Genomic DNA, 18929 nt, shown 5'->3' on the forward strand with positions numbered 1-18929 from the left:
GTACGCCACGACCCGTCCCGCAGCCTGCGGGACCGACTCGGTCACGAGCCATGTACCCGACGGCGTCTGGACGACCGGGACCGGCATACGGCCCTCCTTCGCCCACGTCCACGCGGTCTGGTAATGCACACCGTTGCGCACCGCCCACTCGGAAAGCTTCACAACATCACGATATTCACCGAAGGTGACAGATATCCACTGAAAGAAATAGGAACTGTTGTTCACCCTGTAGGGAGGCATGGTGAAGCGGGGGCCGAGTCCACCAGTGTGTCGTGCTCAGCGCGAGTGCGGTACGGCGTCCACGTTCTTGGGGAGCGGGTACGCTGCCGCGTCGACAACCCCCGGCAGGCCGGTCGCCGACCTGCCCGGGGCCGTCGGGTCCGGCATGGACGGCTGGGCAGGCGGGGCCGGCACCTGGCTGAACGGGACGCCGGGCGGCGCCTGTACCGACGCCGTCCGGCCGGTGGGCAGCGCGCCCCGGCCGCGGGTGCCGCAGCCCGCGTGCTTCTCCAGGCGGTCCGGGCTCTGGGTGTCAGGCCGGTTGCCTACGAAACAGTTGGTGGGATCGGCTGAGGCCAGCACGAGGTCGGTTCCGTTGCCGGTGGCGCGATTGCCCTCGACGCGATTGCCACTCGCCGGATGCCCCGGCGGGTCGGTAACGACCACCCCGGCCGCCCGGTTGCCCTGGACCAGGTTGCGCTGGACGCGGTTCGCAGTGCCGCCACCGATGCCGATGCCGATGCCGAAGGCCCCGTCCGCCTGCTGGGGCGTGTCGGCCGCATTGTTGTCGGCGATTACGTTGCCCGCGATCACCGCGCCGTGCTGCGGGGCGAGGGCCTCCAGGTCATTGGAGTTGACCGTGACGCCGACCCGGTTGTGGGCGACGCGGTTGCCCAGCACCGACAAGCCGTCCGAGGCATTGGTCAGTTCGATGCCGACCGCGTTGCGCTCCACGATGTTGCCGCGGACGACGGTTTCGCATGGCTTGCACTGACCGACGTAGATGCCCGAGTCGGCGTGCCCGGAGGCGTATGAGTCCTCGATCACGCCGCTGCGCGCGTCAAAGGCGTAGATGCCGTACAGGCCGTTGTTGTACGCCGTCACCCCGGTCGCACGGAAGCCCCGGACGGGAGGGAAGCGGGTGGTGTCCAGCGGGTCGTAGGCGGAGCCGCCGGCGCCGCGCTGTTGCAACCGCTCGTCGGTGACGCCGGTGAACAGCACGCCGTTGGCGAGGTAGCCGTGCACGGTGAGGTTCTCGACCACCGAGCCGGCGCCGGTCACGGTGATGCCGTTGGCCAGACGCACACCACCGTCGAAGACCACCTTGTTGCGGTCCGTTCCGCGCAGCACCACGCGGGGCTTGGTGACGCGCACGCTCTCCCGGTACAGGCCCGGGCCGATCAGCACCGTCTCGCCCTCACGAGCGACGTCCACCGCCTGCTGCACCGAGGGGAAGTCCTCCGGAACGCGTAGCACGCTCCCGGCCGGATGCCGCGCGTCGGTGGACTTCGACCCTGTTGCGGAGCACCCGGTGGCCGCCATCGCGACCGAGACGACCAGCACCGACAGACGCAGCGCCGCCCGGAACAACGCCGGGCCTGGCGAAGGGGTCAACAGGCTTTGTGTAGACAGGATTTGCATGGCAGTTGTTTTATCGTCTCCAATAGGCGTATGCCCACCGAACAGGGAAATGCGCAGGATCCGCCCAGACCCGCGGCAACCGGTTTCGGGCGGCGCCGGGCACTGCTCGCCGGCGGAGCGGTGCTCGCCGCCGGGATCGGCGCGGCGGCCGACGAACCGGCGAGAGACGACCGGGCAGCCGGCCGTGCCACCGCCGGCGCCCCGCCGACCGAGGCCGCGATTCCCTTCCACAGCGCCCGACAGGCAGGGGTCACGGCGCCTCAACGACCGGCAACGCACCTGCTCTCCTTCGACCTCCCGCAGACCTCCTCCGCCGCCGACCGGAAGACCCTGCGCAGCGTCCTCGGCGCGCTGACCCGCACGCTCGCCACCGCAGCCTCCGACGCCCCGGCGGACCCACGACTCCGGGGCGGCGGCGCGACCCGGCTCGCCTCCCTGGTCGGCATCGGCCCTGCCCTCGCAGCCCGCCTCGGCCTCAACGTCCCTGCCTCACTCGGCGAGTTGCCACCCTTCCCCGGCGACCGCCTCGACCCGCACCGCAGCAACGGCGATCTTCTGGTCCAACTGTCCGCAGCCGACCGCTGGACCGTCACCATCGTCGCCGAACTCGCCGGCACGGCCGCGCACGCCGTCGGCGCCGTACCGCGCTGGACCCAGTCCGGCTTCCTGCCCCACACAGCCCCGGGCACCACCCCGCGCAACTTGTTCGGCTCCAAGGACGGCACCGCCAACCCCGATCACGCGGCGGCCGAGCAGTGGGTCTGGGGCCCACCCGGAGCCCACCGGAACGGCACCATCTTGGTCTACCGCAAAATCCACATGGACGTCACCGGCTTCGCGGCCCTCCCCGAGGGCGAGCGTGACCGGGTGGTCGGCCGCCGCGCCCGTGACGGCGCCCCCCTCAGCGGCACCGCCGAGCGTGACGAGCCGGACATCTACGCCAAGAACCCCGACGGTTCCTACGTCATCCCCGCCACCGCCCACGTGCGTCTTGCCAGCCCCCGCTTCGACGGCGGCGCCCGTATGCTCCGCCGCAGCTACAGCTACGACGATGGCCCGACCGACCGCGGCCTGCTCTTCTGCGCCTTCATGCGCGACCCCGCCCAGTTCACTCGCGTCCAGAACCGCCTGGCCGCCCGCGATGCCCTCACCCCCTTCCTCCAACACCGGGCCTCGGCCGTGGCGTACGTCCTGCCCGGCACCGCACCCGCCGGGACTCTCGGCGAACAGCTCTGGACATGAGGTCCGCCTCGCTGCCTCCTCCCCACCACGACCACCGGCCCAAGGCCGGGACGCCCGACTCGACGGCGCACAAGCTGAGCAGGACCAGCAGCCGGATGATCCGCCCGCCCGATGCACTGATCAACGCCGCACGTGGCCTGTCCCCTCCCCCGAGCACGCAACTATCATCAAAAAATGAGCAAAGTCGAGCATGAGACCGGCCCCCAGGGGACGCTTGTGTGCCCGGTTTGCAAGCACCCTCTGGCCACCACCATCATGAGGCGGCACAAGACCCTCGGCGTCTTCGTGCCCGTGCGTGGGCCGGGCCCCTGCCGCAATCCCGACTGCCCCGAATGCCCGGAGCAGCCGGAGCGCAACAGCCCCCAGGACCACTGACATCGGGGCAGGCGTCCAGCGGGCGGACGACGCTCCGCCTTGCGATGCACCGCATCTGACGCCGCGCGCTGATCCGCCACGGATTACGGGACAGCCCTTAGCCCAGGAACCCGCGTCACACCATTGCGTGAGAACCAGACGTTACGCTCGACGCTGGTCGGTCCGAGCCAGGTGACGCCCATGGGGACCGCGAAGGCGGCCCCGCCCAACAGATGGAGACACGATGAGCATGGCCACGAGGACGGAGACGAATTCGCCTGCGCCGCACGTAGCCGACAACCACGGCCTGATCCGCGTGCAGCGCGCGCGCGAGAACAACCTCAAGGACGTCAGCATCGAGATCCCGAAGCGGCGGCTGACGGTGTTCACCGGCGTCTCCGGCTCGGGCAAGAGCTCTCTGGTGTTCGACACGATCGCCGCGGAGTCTCAGCGGCTGATCAACGAGACCTACAGCACCTTCGTGCAGGGTTTCATGCCGACGCCGGCGCGGCCCGAGGTCGACGTACTCGAAGGGCTGACGACCGCGATCATCGTCGACCAGCAGCGAATGGGTGCCGACCCCCGCTCCACGGTCGGCACCGCCACCGACACCAACGCGATGCTGCGCATCCTTTTCAGTCGGCTCGGCAAGCCGCACGTCGGGCCGCCCAGCGCGTTCGCCTTCAACGTCGCCTCGGTCCAGGCGAGCGGTGCGTTGACGGTCGACCGCGGTGCCAACAGGACCAAGGCCGTGAAAAAGACCTTCACCCGCACCGGCGGCATGTGCACGCGCTGCGAGGGCCGCGGCAAGGTCTCCGACATCGACCTCACCCAGCTCTACGACGACTCCAAGTCGATCGCCGAGGGTGCGTTCACCATTCCCGGCTGGAAGTCCGACAGCTTCTGGACCGTGCGGGTCTACAGCGAGTCGGGCCTCCTCGACCCGAACAAGCCGATCCGCAAGTTCACCAAGAAGGAGATGCACGACTTCCTCTACCGGGAGCCGACCAAGGTGAAGGTCGAGGGCGTGAACCTCACCTACGAGGGGCTGATCCCCAAGATCCAGAAGTCGTTCCTCTCCAAAGACAGGGAGGCGATGCAGCCGCACATCCGGGCGTTCGTGGACCGCGCGGTCACCTTCACCACCTGCCCCGAGTGCGGTGGCACCCGGCTCAGCGAAGCCGCCCGGTCGTCGAAGATCAAGAAGATCAACATCGCCGACGCCTGCGCAATGCAGATCAGTGACCTGGCCGAGTGGGTCCGCGGCCTCGACGAGCCTTCGGTGGCGCCGCTTCTTACGGCGCTGCAGCAGACCCTCGACTCGTTCGTGGAGATCGGCCTCGGCTACCTCTCGCTCGACCGGGCGTCGGGCACGCTGTCAGGCGGCGAGGCGCAGCGCACCAAGATGATCCGCCACCTCGGCTCCTCGCTCACCGACGTCACCTACGTGTTCGACGAGCCCACCATCGGCCTGCACCCCCACGACATCCAGCGGATGAACGGCCTGCTGCTGCGGCTGCGGGACAAGGGCAACACGGTGCTCGTCGTGGAGCACAAACCGGAGACGATCGCGATCGCCGACCACGTCGTCGACCTCGGCCCCGGAGCCGGTACTGCGGGCGGCACCGTCTGCTTCGAGGGCACCGTCGGGGGGCTGCGGGCCGGCGGCACCGTCACCGGCCGCCATTTCGACGACCGGGCCTCCGTCAAGGAGACGGTGCGCAAGCCCACCGGCACGCTGGAGATCCGCGGCGCGTCGGCGAACAACCTGCGCGACGTCGACGTCGACATCCCGCTCGGCGTGCTCACCGTCGTCACCGGCGTCGCCGGCTCCGGCAAGAGCTCGCTCGTGCACGGGTCGATCCCCGCAGACGATGGTGTGGTGTCGGTCGACCAGGGCGCGATCCGCGGCTCGCGACGGAGTAACCCGGCAACGTACACCGGACTCCTCGACCCGATCCGCAAGGCGTTCGCGAAGGCCAACGGCGTGAAGCCTGCACTGTTCAGCGCCAACTCCGAGGGCGCCTGCCCCGAATGCAAGGGCGCCGGCGTCGTCTACACCGACCTCGCGATGATGGCCGGCGTCGCCATCCCCTGCGAGGAGTGCGAGGGGAAGCGGTTCCAGGCGTCGGTGCTCGAGTACCACCTCGGCGGCCGCGACATCAGCGAGGTGCTCGCGATGTCGGTGACCGAGGCCAGGGAGTTCTTCGGCGCCGGCGAGGCGCGCACGCCGACCGCGCACGCCGTCCTCGGCCGGCTAGCCGACGTCGGGCTCGGCTACCTCAGCCTTGGTCAGCCGCTCACCACGCTGTCCGGCGGCGAGCGGCAGCGGCTCAAGCTGGCCACCCACATGGCCGAGAAGGGCGGCGTCTACGTCCTCGACGAGCCGACCACCGGCCTCCACCTCGCTGACGTCGAGCAATTGCTCGGCCTGCTCGACCGGCTCGTCGACTCCGGTAAATCGGTCATAGTCATCGAGCACCACCAGGCGGTCATGGCGCACGCCGACTGGATCATCGACCTCGGCCCCGGCGCCGGCCACGACGGCGGCCGGATCGTCTTCGAGGGCACACCCGCCGCCCTCGTCGCCGCCCGCTCCACCCTCACCGGCGAGCACCTCTCCGCCTACGTCGGCACCTGACCAAGGCCGTCGCGGACACCGTGGGCGTCGCGACGGGGCAAACCCTGTCGGCCGCGACCCTAGGGCGTGTATCGAAAGTGCTGGTCGTCGGCGCAACACTGCCTAAAATGGCATGCGATCTTCGCCCGGTCGTGCTGGGATCAATCGCCATGAATGATCATTTCCTTTACGAAGCCGACTTGACGGACAGGGTGGAACGGAACCTGGCGGAACACGCCTGTCATCTGCACCGGAGTATGTCTGGCGCGACCGTCACAGAGGCTGGTGACCTTCTGGTCGCGGACAGTGGCCTGGACGACGACACGTTCAACATCGTCGCCGCGGCCCGCTTCACCGCCGACGACGTCACGGCCCGCATCACCGAGACCGCCGGGACACTGGCCCGCACCGGCCGCCGTTTCTCCTGGTGGGTGGGCCCTGCCTCGACACCGGCGGACCTCACCACCCGCCTGACGGCGGCCGGTCTGCCGGTGTCCGAACACGAGACGGCGATGTGGGCCGAACTGGACGACACCCTGCCGCCTCCCGCCGTCCCGGGACTGGACATCCGGAGCGTGACCACACCCGAACAGCTCGCCGACTACGCCACGGTCCTCGCCGCGAACTGGAACCCGCCCGCCGAAACCGTCCGACGCTTCTTCGCCCGAGCCGCTTCGCAGGCAATGGCCGCGACCTGCCCGGCCCGGTACCTGGTGGGCTACGTGGAGAACCGCCCGGTCTGCTCCGCCGAGGTGTTCCACCACGCGGGAGTCGCCGGCATCTACAACATCTCCACCCTGGCCGCCCACCGCCAGCGCGGCTACGGCGGCGCCATCACGCTCGCGGCCCTCCGCACGGCCCGCGAGCGAGACCACCGCATCGCGGTCCTGCAGGCGTCGGCCGACGGCGAGCCCGTCTACCGCCGTCTGGGGTTCCGTTCCTGCGGCCAGTTCGTCGAACATGCCATCAACCCCTGAACCGCCAAGACTCCACGGGCTGTCCGTCCGCCATCCCTGAATGGGCCGGTCACAGCCACTCATTGATGGCCGCTACGAGGACAGTGGCCTCGTAGCGGACCGCGAGCTTGTCGTATCTCGTGGCCACCGCCCGGTTCCTTTTGAGGCGGTTGATGCCGCACTCGACGGCATGCCGAGCCTTGTAGTCCTCGGCGTTGAACTCGGGTGGCCGACCACCGCGGGAGCCACGCTTCCTGCGGTTGTGCGCCTGGTCGGCTTTGTCCGGGATGGTGCAGCGGATGCCACGGCGGCGCAGGTAAGCGCGGTTCTTGCGGGAGGCGTACGCCTTGCAGCGCGTACGCGATCGGGGCGGACGCACGGCCGGCCCGGCCCGAGGCGGGGCACACGGACCTTCTCCAGCACGGGCTCGAACTGCGGCGACCATCCTGCCGCAACCACAGATCAAGCTCTATCCCAGTGGTAGGCGAAGTCCCGCAATGAGGATTTCGGCCAGTCGACGTGCGTCGTAGCCGGGATCGATGTCCGCGCCGATGCAGAGGTTGCCGACTCCGCGCATGAGTTCGTAGGCACTGATGTCGGAGCGGATCTCACCAGCGGCTGCTGCGGCTTCGATCAGCTGGGCGCAGACGGGCACGAGGCGGTCGAGGAAGTAGCCGTGCAGCGTGTCGAAGGCGGCGTTGTCGGACTGGAGCACTGCGGCGAGTCCGTGCTTGGTGACCAGGAAGTCGACGAAGCGGCTGACCCACTGTCCTAGTGCGGCATGAGGAGTCGGGCTGGCCGCCAGAAGCGTTGGACCGGCCTCGGCGCAGGCGTCGACCTGGTGCCGGTAGACGGCGATGATGAGGTCCGCTCGCGTCGGGAAGTGGCGGTAGATCGTGCCCAGCCCGACACCGGCCTTGGTCGCAATGTCGCGTACGGGCGCTTCCACGCCTGCCGTGACGAAGACCGCGGCTGCCGCGTCGAGCAGGGCCTCCTTGTTACGCCGGGCGTCCTTCCGTTTGGACTGGGCCGCGCCCTCTGCGCCCTGGCCGCTGTCGTTCACCGCGCTCCTCCGTGGTCATCGCGCTTGCCAAACCGGAACAGTGTTCCGTATCGTTCCGGAACGGGGTTCCGCTTTGCTCATGATGCCAGAGCAGGAACCTGACATCCAAGCCACCCATCGCACACGTTCCAGCTGCAATGAGGAGACACACAGTCATGCAGTACCGCAATCTGGGCCGCACCGGTGTGCAGGTCAGCACCCTCGCGCTCGGCGCGATGAACTTCGGCAAGATCGGGCGCACCACCCAGGACGAGGTCACCGCCATCGTCGACGCTGCTCTTGAGGCCGGGATCAACGTGATCGACACCGCCGACGTGTACAGCGGCGGCGCGTCGGAAGAGATGGTCGGCAAGGCCGTCGCCGGCCGCCGCGAGGACATCGTGCTGGCCACCAAGGCGAGCCTGCCGATGGGCGACGAGCGCAGCCATCAGGGCGGTTCGCGCCGCTGGCTGGTCACCGCACTGGACGACAGCCTGCGCCGTCTCGGTGTCGACCACGTCGATCTCTACCAGATCCACCGGTGGGACCCCCGTACCAGCGACGAGGAGACGCTGTCGGCTCTGACCGACCTGCAGCGCACCGGAAAGATCCGTTACTTCGGCTCCTCGACCTTCCCCGCCTACCGCATCGCGCAGGCACAGTGGGCCGCCCGCCAACACCACCTGAGCCGCTACGTCACGGAACAGCCCAGCTATTCGATCCTGCAGCGCGGGATCGAGGCCCACGTCCTGCCCGTGACCGAGGAATACGGGCTCGGTGTGCTGGTGTGGAGCCCGCTGGCCTCGGGCTGGCTGTCGGGCGCGATCCGCGAGGGCCGGGAGATCACCACCAACCGCGCAGCGTTCATGCCGCAGCGTTTCGATACCACCGTCCCCGCCAACCGGGCCAAGCTCGAAGCTGTCGAGCGGTTGGCCAAGGTCGCCGACGAGGCCGGCCTGACCATGATCCAGCTCGCGCTCGGATTCGTGACCGCGCACCCTGCTGTGACCAGCGCGCTCATCGGACCCCGGACGCTGGACCACCTGCACTCGCAACTCGCCGCCGCAGACACCGTGCTCTCCGCCGACGTACTCGATGCGATCGACGCCATCGTGGCCCCCGGCACCGACCTGGCCGCGCATGAGAAGAACGACACTCCGCCCGCGCTACTCAACCCGTCCCTGCGACGCCGCTGATAGACCGAGGGAAAGCCTCGACCTCCTCCCCCCGCGCTTCTCGGATCCGCGGGAATCGCGCAGGACCTCTCGGGCCGTCCTGCCAGGGGCTCTCCCCCGGCAGGCGGGCCTCTGTGCGATCAGGCCCTCGGCCCAAGAGGCAGTCCGGTGTAGTTCTCCGCCAGTTCGGCGGCGGCGTGCGGCGATGTCGCGATCCGGTCGAGCTGGGAGAGCTGGAGCCTGGTGCCGAAGGCGGACTGTTCCGGGTCGGTGTGCAAGGTCGTGGTCATGAAGTACGAGAAATGCTCGGCCCGCCAGACCCGGCGCAGACAGGTGTCGGAGTACGCGTCGAGCAGTTCGCCCGAGCCCGTTTCCTTCTGGTGGGCAAAAGCGCGGGCCAGGACGATCACGTCGGCGGCGGCGAGATTGAGGCCCTTGGCACCCGTGGGCGGCACGATGTGCGCGGCGTCACCGGCCAGGAAGACGCGGCCCCAGCGCATCGGCTCGGTGACCGAACTACGCATCGGCAGCACGGACTTCTGCGTGACCCGGCCGCGCTTCAGCCGCCATCCCGGGTCGGCGGTGACGGCGAGACGGGAGTCGAGCTCGTCCCAGATCCGATCGTCGGACCAGTCTGCAGGGTCGGTGCCGTTGGGAACTTGGAGGTAGAGGCGGCTCACCGACGGGGAGCGCATGCTGGCCAGGGCGAACCCGCGCTCGGAGTGGGCGTAGATCAACTCGTCGTACACGGGCGGGGCTTCGGCAAGGACCCCGAGCCAGGAGTACGGATAGGTCCGCTCGTACGTCGTGCGTACGCTGTCCGGGACCGCGCTGCGGGCCACGCCGTGGAAGCCGTCGCAGCCGACCACGTAGTCGCAGGTCAGAGACTGCTCACGGCCCTCGTGGATGTAGCGGATTCCGGGGCGGCCGGTGTCGGCGCCCGCGGTCAATGCCCGGCGGTGTCCTCCGCCAATACTCGTTGTGCCACCGCGAACGCGGAATTGGCCGCCGGAACGCCGCAGTAGACGCCAGTCTGGAGCAGCACCGCGCCGATCTCCTCGGGCGTGAGACCGTTGCGCCGCGCTGCCCGGATGTGCATGGCCAGTTCGTCGTAGTGGCCGTGTGCAACCAGCGCTGTCATGGTGATCATGCTGCGCTCGCGGCGCGTGAGCGTGTCGTCGGTCCAGATCTCGCCCCACGCGTATCGGGAGATGAAGTCCTGGAACCTTGCGCTGAAGTCGGTCTGCCGCGCCTGCGCGCGGTCCACATGGGTGTCGCCGAGCACCTGGCGGCGCACCTCCATGCCCCGCCTCGGCGCACCGGTGAGGTGGGAACGCAGTGCCGTCAGGACAGCCTCCGGCTGCTCCGCGGGCGCCAGGTGCGATGCGCCCGGGATCTCGGTGAGCGTGGCACCGGACACCGCATCGGCGATCTCCCGCAGATGCGCGGGCGGCGTTGCGGGGTCCTCACGGCCCGCTATGAGCAGCGTGGGCGCGGTGATCGAGGAGAGCCTGTCCCGGATGTCGAACGCGGCCAGCGCATCGCAGCACGCGGCATATGCGTCCGGGTCGGCGCCGCGGTGGTCCGCCACGAGTACGGGCACGGTGAAACCGGGCGTGAACCAACGGGCGTTCGCGCTCTGTGCGAGCGAACCCAGACCCTCGCGGCGTACCAGCGCGGCCCGCTCCTCCCACATCGCGGAGCCGCCGAAGTGAGCCGATGAGCAGATCACTGCGAGGCTCTCCACGCGCTCCGAGTGGTGCACGGCGAGATGCAGACCGACGGCACCACCGAGCGAGACCCCGGCGTACGCGAAACGGTCGATCCCGAGCGAATCGGCGAGGGACAGTACGAGGCGGGCCAGCTCACCGATCGTCGTGCCGGGGCCGATCAGCCCTGCGTCGGAGCCGCCGTGGCCGGGCAGGTCCCAGCGTACGACCCGGTGAGAGATGGACATTTCGGTTGCGACGGCATCCCAGAGGGCTGTCGATGTACCGAGTGACGGGCCGAGGATCAGGGCGGGAGCGGTGGCCGGTCCCTCGGCGCGGTGGTGCGGCAGCTTGCCGGCCGGAACGGAGTCGGGCGTGTTGTTCACTGAAGTCCGCCTCGCAGGGGCGAGCCGGGCACGTCACTGCGCCCGTCTTTCCGGGCTGGGGTCCGGGGGTCGGTCCCGGGAGAATGCGGCAGCGCGTTCAACGTCGCTCCAGGGCACGGTCGGTGAGGGCTCCGGCGGAGCCGGTGTAGTGGGCGGGGTCGGTGAGTTCCGTGAGGTCGATGTGCGCAAGCTCGGGGACCTCGGCGAGCAGTTCCGCGAGGGTCCTGCCCTCGGTGTAAGCGCGCTTGCCGATGTCGGTGAGCAGGGCTTTGGCGCGGGCGCGGCCCAGGGTCGGGGCGAGCTGGACGGCCAGCCGCTCGGAGACGATCAGTCCGCGAGTGAGGCCGAGGTGTTCGCGCATCGTGTCCGCGTGCACTTTGAGGCCCTCGGTGAGCTCGGCGGCGTCGCGTGCGGCGCTGCCGACCAGGCGGAGCAGGTCGCGCAGTGGCTCCCATTCGGCGTGCCAGGCCCCGGCGGGGCGCTCGTCCTCCGCGGTGAGCGACCCGTACAGGGTGGCGGCGAGGTTGGGGGCGCGGCGGGCCGCCGCGACAATGAGCGTGGCGCGGACGGGGTTCGCCTTGTGCGGCATGGCGGACGAGCCGCCGCCGTTGCCTTCTGCCAGTTCGGCGATTTCCGTACGGGAGAGAGTCAGGACATCGACAGCGGTCTTGCCCAGAGCACCTGCGGTGAACGCGAGCGCGCCCGCGAGGTCGGCAACGGGGGTACGGAGAGTGTGCCAGGGCAACTGCGGCTCGGTGAGCCCGAGTTCGCGGGCGTAGGCGGCGAGGAGTTCCGCTGCGCAGCCCATACCGCCTTCCTGGGGCAAGGGCTCAGGGTCGGCGAACGCCGAGAACGCCGCCAGTGTGCCTGCCGCGCCGCCCAGTTGGGCAGGCAGGTGCTCCCGTACGGTCTGCACCCGGTCGCGCGCGTCGAGGATCAGCGACCGCCAACCGGCCGCCTTCAGACCGAAGGTCGTCGGCACGGCGTGCTGAGTAAGGGTGCGGCCGGGCATCGCCGTGTCGCGGTGGGTCGCCGACAGTCGGGACAGCGCCCGTTCACACCAGTGCAGGTCGTCGAGGACCAGGTCCAGGGTCCGGGCGGCCACCAGCATGGCCGCTGTGTCCATGATGTCCTGGCTCGTCGCGCCCCGATGGACGTACGGGCCGTACTCCTCCCCGGCCGCTGCCGTCAGGTCGACGACGAGCGGGATGACCGGGTTGCCGCCGCCCTGCGCCCGCAGTGCGAGGGAGCGGACGTCGAAGCGGGCCGCATCGGCCGCGGCCGTGACCGCCCGCGCGGCCTCGTCTGGGACCTGGCCGACGGCCGCCTGGGCGCGGGTCAGCGCGGACTCCGCGTCGAGCAGCGCTTGCAGAAACGCGGTGTCCCCGGTCGCGGATTCGGCCGGGGAGCCTGCCCGCCCTGGGGCGAGCAGGCCTGCGTCTATGACGACGGATGTCACTGGAACTCCAGGAAGACCGTTTCACCGGCGCCCTGAAGGCGGATGTCGAAACGGTACGTGCGCGGATTGCCCGGCTCGGGCGTGGCGCGGAGTGTGGCGCGGCGCTCCGCGTCCAGGGAGTCGAGCAGCGCGTCGCCGGAGTCCTCCAGGTATGCGCGCGTGTAGAGGTGGTGCAGCAGTCCGCGCGCGAAGACCACGACCGCCACGTAAGGGACGCCGCCCGGCGGCAGCGTACGCACCGCGAAGTGGCCGTCCGCGTCCGTCGGGACGCGCCCGAAGCCGGTGAAGGCGACACCGTCACGGCCGACGACCTCGCCGGTGACCGGGTTGTGGCGCAGCGAGCCGGGCGCGCCGGTGCGCGAGCCGTCGGGGGCGGGCTGCCAGGTCTCGATCAAGGCGTCGGACACCGGGTTTCCGGCCCCGTCGTACACGTACCCGTGCAGCGTGATCGTGTCGGGGTGGCCGGCCGGGGCGACGTCGGCGCCGCCTGCGAAGGGCAGCGCGTAGCCGTAGAACGGGCCGACGGTCTGGGAGGGGGTCGGGGCGTAGGAGTTCATCAGTGATCGTGACCTTCCTCGAAGAGGGTGGCGGACGGACCGTCGAGGACGATGTCCCAGCGGTAGCCGAGGGACCACTCGGGGACGGAGAGGTCATGGTCGTACGTCGAGACCAGGCGCCGGCGCGCGGACTCGTCGGTGACCGACTGCAGAACCGGGTCGTACGGCAGGATCGGGTCGCCCGGGAAGTACATCTGTGTCACGAGCCGCTGGGCGAACGCCGTACCGAAGAGGGAGAAGTGAATGTGGGCGGGGCGCCACGCGTTCGTGTGGTTGCGCCACGGATACGCGCCGGGCTTGATCGTCGTGAAGAAGTAGCCGCCGTCGTCGTCCGTCAGGCAGCGTCCGAAGCCGGTGAAGTTCGGGTCGAGCGGGGCGGGATGCTGGTCGAGCTGGTGGGCGTACCGCCCGGACGCGTTCGCCTGCCACAGTTCGACCAGCTGACCGCGTACGGGCCGTCCGGCACGGTCGAGTACCCGGCCGGACACGGTGATCCGCTCGCCGAACGGTTCGCCCGGGTGCTGGCGGGTGAGATCGCTGTCGAGTGCGGTGATGTCGGTGACGCCGAACACGGGGCCGCTCAGCTCGACGGCCTCGGGGTCGCGCAGCGCTGTCTGCGGCTGTTCGGGGTGCCGCAAGTGGCTGCTGCGGTAGGGCGGGTAGTCACGCGGCGGGTGGTTGTGGGTGGTCGACGCGGCCTGTGCCTTGGCGATCTCGGCGTCGATCTCGCGCTGGCTCAGCCCATCGGGCAGGGGTGACGTACTCATAGGGTGCCGACTCCATGGGGGCGGGAATGCGGGTCAGCGTTCGAGGACGAGGGCGAGCCCCTGTCCGACGCCGATGCAGAGGGTGGCGACGCCCGTGCCCGAGCCCTTCCGCGCGAGCTGGTGGGCGACGGTGCCGGCGAGGCGGGCACCGGAGGCGCCCAGCGGGTGGCCCAGTGCGATGGCTCCCCCACGCGGGTTGAGGATGGCCAGGTCGAACTCGGGCCACTCGGCGACACAGCCGAGCACCTGGGCGGCGAACGCCTCGTTCAACTCCAGCGTGGTCAGGTCGCCGAAGGACTTGCCGGCCTTGGCGAGTGCGCGATTGACCGCCTGGACCGGGGCGAGCCCGAAGTAGTGCGGCTCGATCGCCGAGACACCACAGGCGCCGACCCGGGCCAGGGGCTCGCGGCCCGTTGCCTTCAGGCCCTCCTCGTCGACGAGGAGCAGCGCCGACGCGCCGTCATTGAGCGGTGAGGCGTTGCCCGCGGTGACCGTGCCGCCGTGGGTACGGAAGGACGGCTTGAGCTTCGCCATAGCTTCGATGGAGGCCTCGGGGCGTACGCACTCGTCACGGTCGAAGAGGACGGGGTCGCCTTTGCGCTGCGGGACGGGCACCGGCACGATCTCGGCGTCGAGCAGCCCGTTCTTCTGGGCCTCGGCGGCCTTCTGGTGCGACGCCAGTGCGAAGGCGTCCTGCTGTTCACGCGTGATCCCGTGCTTGTCCGCGATGAGTTCGGCGGACTCGCCGAGCGGGACGGTCCACTGCGGGTCCATCCTCGGGTTGACCATGCGCCAGCCCAGCGTGGTGGAGTACAGCTCCGCGTGGCCCGCGGGGAACGCCCGGTCGCTCTTCGGTAGCACGTAAGGTGCGCGGGTCATCGACTCGACGCCTCCGGCCACGACGACGGAGGCGTCGCCGAGCGCGATGGCCCGCGCTGCCTGGATGACGGCCTCCAGCCCTGAGGCGCACAGCCGGTTGACGGTCACGCCCGGTACGGTGAAGGGGAGCCCGGCGAGCAGCCCGGCCATCCGCCCGACGTTGCGGTTCTCCTCCCCCGCGCCGTTGGCGTTGCCGAAATAGACATCCTCGATCCGGGACGGCTCCAAGTCGGGTGTACGGGCAAGGAGTTCACGGATGACATGGGCGCCCAGGTCGTCCGGACGGACGCTCGCGAGGCTGCCGTTGTACTTGCCGGCCGGAGTGCGGACGGCGTCCACGATGTAGACGTCTCGCAGACTCATGACGGGACTCCTTCGGCGATACGGACCTTGGCGGCCGTCTGCTCCACTACCTCGCCGGACACCACGCCCGGCGCGCACTCCACCAGCACCAGCCCGTTCTCGGTCACATCCAGCACGCCGAGGTCGGTGATGATCCGGTCGACGCAGGCCCTGCCGGTCAGCGGCAGCGTGCACTCCTCCACGATCTTCGGGGAGCCGTCCTTGGCGGTGTGCGTCATCACGACGACGACGGTCCGCGCGCCGTGGACGAGGTCCATCGCGCCGCCGATCCCAGTGATCATCTTGCCTGGGACGGCCCAGTTGGCGAGATCGCCGCGTGCGGAGACCTGCATGGCACCGAGGACGGCGACATCGATGTGCCCGCCGCGGATCATCCCGAACGACAGCGCCGAGTCGAAGCAGGAGGCCCCGGGCAGGACCGTGACGGTCTCCTTGCCGGCATTGATCAGATCCGGGTCGATCCGGTCCTCGGTGGGGTAGGGGCCCACCCCCAGGATGCCGTTCTCCGACTCCAGAACCACCTCGACGTCGTCGGGGAGGTAATTGGGGATCAGCGTCGGAAGCCCGATGCCGAGGTTGACGTACTGGCCGTTCTCCAGCTCGCACGCGGCCCGCGCCGCCATCTGTTCACGTGTCCAGGCCATCAGCTGCGCACCGTCCCTCGCGCCTCGGGCACGGAAATCGTGCGCCGTTCAATCTTCTTGCAGGCGGCCTGTTCGGGGGTGAGGGCGACCACGCGTTGTACGAAGATGCCGGGCAGATGCACCTCGTCCGGATCGATCTCGCCCGGCTCCACGAGCTCTTCGACCTCGGCGATCGTCACCTTCCCGGCCATCGCCGCGAGGGGGTTGAAGTTCCGGCTCGACTTGTTGAAGACCAGGTTCCCGTGCCGGTCCCCCTTGGCCGCACGCACCAGGGCGAAGTCCGTGCGGATGCCGTGTTCCAGGATGTACTCGGTGCCGTCGAACTCGCGCACCTCCTTGGGCGGTGACGCGAGCAAGACACCCCCCTGCCCGTCGTAGCGCCAGGGCAGCCCGCCCTCGGCGACTTGCGTGCCCACCCCGGCGGGTGTGTAGAACGCGGGAATGCCGCACCCTCCGGCCCGCAGCCGCTCGGCCAGCGTGCCTTGCGGGATCATCTCGACCTCGAGCTCGCCGCCCAGGTACTGACGGGCGAACTCCTTGTTCCCGCCGATGTAGGACCCGGTGACGCGGGAGATACGCCCCGCGGACAGGAGGACCGCCAGCCCCGAGTCCATCGCCCCACAGTTGTTGGACACCACACTCAGACCCGACACACCGAGGTCGTACACCGCCGCGATCAGCACGTCCGGAACCCCGCTCAGGCCGAACCCACCCACCGCGAGCGCCGCTCCGTCCCGGACGTCGGCCACCGCCTCATCGGCTGTGGCAACCACCTTGTCCATGCGAAAAGCCTCATCTCCGCCGGCACCCGCAACCGGATTTAGTCAGGGTACTGAGCATTTCTTCAAGGTTTCGCAATGCTTACACCCGAAGGTTCAAGCGTCAAGGTATCCCTTCACAGAAGGGATACCTGCCTCTGTCCGAGTTGGCAGACGAAGTGGCTTGGGTGAGAATTACTCAGCACACCGACGAAGCATTGAACCGAAGGAGCACCATGGCCGCGGTGGATCTGTCCACCCACCCCGGGCACCTGGCCCGACGGCTGCAGCAAGCGCACCATCTGTTGTGGAACACGATGGTCTCCGAGGAGATCACCTCGCCCCAGTTCGGTGTCATCAACGCACTCATGGCCGAGCCAGGCCTGGATCAGCGGACCGTCGGCGAGCGTGTGGGCCTGGACCGCTCCACCATCGCCGAGGTCATCAGCCGACTCAGCCGCCGCGGTCTGCTGGACAAGGTCCGTGACCCGGACGACGGCCGCCGCTTCCTGCTGCGGCTCACCGATGAGGGCACGCGTACCCACGGCAGGCTCAAGGTGCGTACGGCCCGCATGAACCAGGTCTTCCTCGCCCCGTTGTCCCCCGAGGAGCAGGCCCTCTTCATGAACCTGATCCGACGGGTCTCGGACGCAGCGGAGGAACTCCGCGACCCGCAGACCCCCTCCTGACTCGGCCGCCGCCCCAAACCTCTGTCCCCCACCGCTCCCTGCCTCGCAGAGAATCAGCGTGTTGCTTCCCTCGCGGCGGCTCGTTGATGTCGCGCCTCGTGAAGGTTGCCCTGGAGCGGTGTACGGGACGACTCTGGAGGAGGCATCGCCTGCGGCTCGGGCAACTCGCCAGCAGGCTGTGCATCCGGAGTCGACGGAGAGGCGCCGACCGTGGACGGTCGGGAACCTATGGGGAAGCAGCCCGGCGCGAGTGGCCACCGGGCTGTGCCCCACACAGCGGACATGCGGGTGGAGGCGTGGTCACCGACGGCCGAGGGCTGCATCGGCGAAGCGGTGCGCGCGGTGGTGGAGGGCTTCGCCGACACGTCCGGGGCCGCACTCGTCGCGGAACGCACATACGCGGTCACTGCGGAGTCCGACGAGGATCTGCTGGTATCCGTCCTGGAGGAGGTCGTCTACCGGATGGATACCGACGGCGAGATCCCGCTCGATGTGGAGGTGGGACCGATCCGGTCGGCGGGGGACGGCCGAGGCCTGTCGGTCCACTTCCGGATGGCCGACGTCGGCACCGCCGTGCCGGTCGGTGCGGTACCGAAGGCCGTTTCGCTGCACGATCTGCAACTGCGCGGCGGCCCTGGCGGCTGGACCTGCCGGGTGACCCTCGACGTCTGAGTGCAGGACGGGGAAGGTGACTGGATCATGGCTCTCACGGTGGCACTGGCCGGCGACACCATGCTCGGGCGCGGCGTCGCCGAGGAGCTGCGCCGCTCGCCGGTGCCGGGGACGCTGGTCTCCACAGGGGTCAGGGAGGCGCTCGCGGAGGCGGACCTGTTCGTGCTCAACCTGGAGTGCTGTGTCTCCGACCGCGGGCACCGCTGGCCCGACCCGCGAAAGGCCTTCTTCTTCCGCGCTCCCTCCGCCGCCGCCAAGGTGCTGGCCGAACTGGGGGCGGACTGTGTGACGCTCGCCAACAACCACGCCCTGGACTACGGGTTCGACGCCATGGCCGACACCCGCACCCTGCTGGCCAGGGCGGGCGTCCACGCGGTGGGTGCCGGGGCGACCGCAGGCGCGGCCCGGGAGTTCGCGGTGCTGGAAGCGGACGGTGTGCGGCTTGCGGTGGTGGGTGTCACAGACCACCCGCAGGAGTACGCGGCCGGGGCGGACCGTCCCGGGGTGGCCTGGGCCGATCTCCACGCGGGGGTGCCCGGCTGGCTGACGGAGTCGGTGGGGCGGGCCGCCGCAGCGGCCGATGTCGTGCTGGTCACGCCGCACTGGGGCCCCAACATGACCTCCCGGCCGCCGCGCCACGTCGCGGCCGCGGCACCGGAGCTGCTGGCTGCGGGAGCGACGCTGGTCGCCGGGCACTCCGCCCATGTCTTCCACGGGATCGCCGACCGGATCCTCTACGACCTGGGCGACTTCGTCGACGACTACGCCGTCGACCCGGTCCTGCGCAACGACCTGGGGCTTCTCTTCCTGGTGACCCTGGACGGCCCGGATGCCGCGCACCTGGTGCCCACCCGGGTGGAGGCGATACCGCTGGCCCTGGATTACTGCCACACCCGCCTGGCGCGCGGCGAGGACCGGGAGTGGATCCGCGAGCGGCTCACCACCGCCTGCGCCGAGTTCGGCACCGCCGTCGCCGATCGGGCCGGACGGCTGACGGTCGACTGGAGGTGAGGGAC

At 69.7% G+C, this 18929-nt stretch carries 17 protein-coding genes and 2 pseudogenes; 8 read left to right on the forward strand and 11 right to left on the reverse strand.

What is annotated here, in order from left to right; all coding sequences use genetic code 11:
- Nucleotides 1-276 precede the first annotated feature (276 nt).
- Nucleotides 277-1614, reverse strand: a complete 1338-nt coding sequence (locus ABT115_RS13155) for a right-handed parallel beta-helix repeat-containing protein (RefSeq protein WP_351787887.1) — start codon at nucleotides 1612-1614, stop codon at nucleotides 277-279.
- A gap of 57 nt (nucleotides 1615-1671) precedes the next feature.
- On the opposite strand from ABT115_RS13155, the gene ABT115_RS13160 reads away from it, so the two are divergent.
- The 4 genes from ABT115_RS13160 (at nucleotide 1672) to ABT115_RS13175 (ending at nucleotide 6834) form a co-directional block, all read left to right on the forward strand.
- Nucleotides 1672-2883 (forward strand): Dyp-type peroxidase, encoded by a 1212-nt coding sequence (locus tag ABT115_RS13160; RefSeq protein ID WP_351787890.1) that lies wholly within the window; start codon nucleotides 1672-1674, stop codon nucleotides 2881-2883.
- A gap of 174 nt (nucleotides 2884-3057) precedes the next feature.
- Nucleotides 3058-3258, forward strand: coding sequence for a hypothetical protein (locus ABT115_RS13165; protein WP_351787893.1), 201 nt, complete (start codon nucleotides 3058-3060; stop codon nucleotides 3256-3258).
- Between the two features lie 223 nt (nucleotides 3259-3481).
- Nucleotides 3482-5878 carry an ATP-binding cassette domain-containing protein gene (locus ABT115_RS13170; RefSeq protein WP_351787896.1) on the forward strand — a complete coding sequence of 799 codons (2397 nt, stop codon included), beginning with the start codon at nucleotides 3482-3484 and terminating at the stop codon, nucleotides 5876-5878.
- Nucleotides 5879-6069: 191 nt separating this feature from the next.
- Complete coding sequence (locus tag ABT115_RS13175) at nucleotides 6070-6834, forward strand: GNAT family N-acetyltransferase (protein ID WP_351788221.1); 765 nt, start codon at nucleotides 6070-6072, stop codon at nucleotides 6832-6834.
- Between the two features lie 49 nt (nucleotides 6835-6883).
- On the opposite strand, the pseudogene ABT115_RS13180 reads toward ABT115_RS13175, so the two are convergent.
- Nucleotides 6884-7260 (reverse strand): annotated as a pseudogene (locus ABT115_RS13180) (transposase); the annotation flags it as partial.
- A 22-nt stretch (nucleotides 7261-7282) separates the two neighbouring features.
- On the reverse strand, nucleotides 7283-7876 hold the full coding sequence (locus ABT115_RS13185) for a TetR/AcrR family transcriptional regulator (protein WP_351787898.1): 594 nt from the start codon (nucleotides 7874-7876) through the stop codon (nucleotides 7283-7285).
- Nucleotides 7877-8031: 155 nt separating this feature from the next.
- Here ABT115_RS13185 and ABT115_RS13190 point away from each other — a divergent pair, with 155 nt between their 5' ends.
- Nucleotides 8032-9051: an aldo/keto reductase gene (locus ABT115_RS13190; protein WP_351787901.1), complete on the forward strand. Its 1020-nt coding sequence runs from the start codon at nucleotides 8032-8034 to the stop codon at nucleotides 9049-9051.
- Between the two features lie 119 nt (nucleotides 9052-9170).
- Here ABT115_RS13190 and ABT115_RS13195 read toward each other — a convergent pair.
- From ABT115_RS13195 to ABT115_RS13230, 8 genes and pseudogenes are all read right to left on the reverse strand, one after another.
- A pseudogene (locus tag ABT115_RS13195) lies at nucleotides 9171-9971 on the reverse strand (4-hydroxybenzoate 3-monooxygenase); the annotation flags it as partial.
- Nucleotides 9972-9976: 5 nt separating this feature from the next.
- Nucleotides 9977-11125, reverse strand: coding sequence for a bifunctional 3-oxoadipate enol-lactonase/4-carboxymuconolactone decarboxylase PcaDC (gene pcaDC, locus ABT115_RS13200; protein ID WP_351787904.1), 1149 nt, complete (start codon nucleotides 11123-11125; stop codon nucleotides 9977-9979).
- Between the two features lie 97 nt (nucleotides 11126-11222).
- On the reverse strand, nucleotides 11223-12584 hold the full coding sequence (gene pcaB, locus ABT115_RS13205; RefSeq protein ID WP_351787906.1) for a 3-carboxy-cis,cis-muconate cycloisomerase: 1362 nt from the start codon (nucleotides 12582-12584) through the stop codon (nucleotides 11223-11225).
- On the reverse strand, nucleotides 12581-13141 hold the full coding sequence (gene pcaG / locus ABT115_RS13210; protein ID WP_351787909.1) for a protocatechuate 3,4-dioxygenase subunit alpha: 561 nt from the start codon (nucleotides 13139-13141) through the stop codon (nucleotides 12581-12583). Before pcaG ends, pcaB begins: the two co-directional genes overlap by 4 nt.
- The gene (gene pcaH, locus ABT115_RS13215) at nucleotides 13141-13908 is read right to left on the reverse strand and encodes a protocatechuate 3,4-dioxygenase subunit beta (protein WP_351787912.1); all 768 of its coding nucleotides are present in this window, start codon (nucleotides 13906-13908) and stop codon (nucleotides 13141-13143) included. The genes pcaG and pcaH overlap by 1 nt, the downstream gene beginning before the upstream one ends.
- Before the next feature lie 33 nt (nucleotides 13909-13941).
- Nucleotides 13942-15144, reverse strand: a complete 1203-nt coding sequence (locus ABT115_RS13220) for a thiolase family protein (RefSeq protein WP_351788224.1) — start codon at nucleotides 15142-15144, stop codon at nucleotides 13942-13944.
- Nucleotides 15145-15146: 2 nt separating this feature from the next.
- Nucleotides 15147-15794, reverse strand: a complete 648-nt coding sequence (locus ABT115_RS13225; RefSeq protein ID WP_351787915.1) for a CoA transferase subunit B — start codon at nucleotides 15792-15794, stop codon at nucleotides 15147-15149.
- Nucleotides 15794-16576, reverse strand: a complete 783-nt coding sequence (locus tag ABT115_RS13230) for a CoA transferase subunit A (RefSeq protein ID WP_351787918.1) — start codon at nucleotides 16574-16576, stop codon at nucleotides 15794-15796. The genes ABT115_RS13225 and ABT115_RS13230 overlap by 1 nt, the downstream gene beginning before the upstream one ends.
- 212 nt (nucleotides 16577-16788) lie before the next feature.
- On the opposite strand from ABT115_RS13230, the gene ABT115_RS13235 reads away from it, so the two are divergent.
- From ABT115_RS13235 to ABT115_RS13245, 3 genes are all read left to right on the forward strand, one after another.
- The gene (locus ABT115_RS13235) at nucleotides 16789-17241 is read left to right on the forward strand and encodes a MarR family winged helix-turn-helix transcriptional regulator (RefSeq protein ID WP_351787921.1); all 453 of its coding nucleotides are present in this window, start codon (nucleotides 16789-16791) and stop codon (nucleotides 17239-17241) included.
- A 228-nt stretch (nucleotides 17242-17469) separates the two neighbouring features.
- Nucleotides 17470-17913: an archease gene (locus ABT115_RS13240; RefSeq protein WP_351787924.1), complete on the forward strand. Its 444-nt coding sequence runs from the start codon at nucleotides 17470-17472 to the stop codon at nucleotides 17911-17913.
- Between the two features lie 27 nt (nucleotides 17914-17940).
- Nucleotides 17941-18924, forward strand: a complete 984-nt coding sequence (locus ABT115_RS13245; protein ID WP_351787926.1) for a CapA family protein — start codon at nucleotides 17941-17943, stop codon at nucleotides 18922-18924.
- The last annotated feature ends 5 nt before the right edge of the window (nucleotides 18925-18929 follow it).

This window comes from Streptomyces sp. NPDC001832 (assembly GCF_040297265.1).
GTDB lineage: Bacteria > Actinomycetota > Actinomycetes > Streptomycetales > Streptomycetaceae > Streptomyces.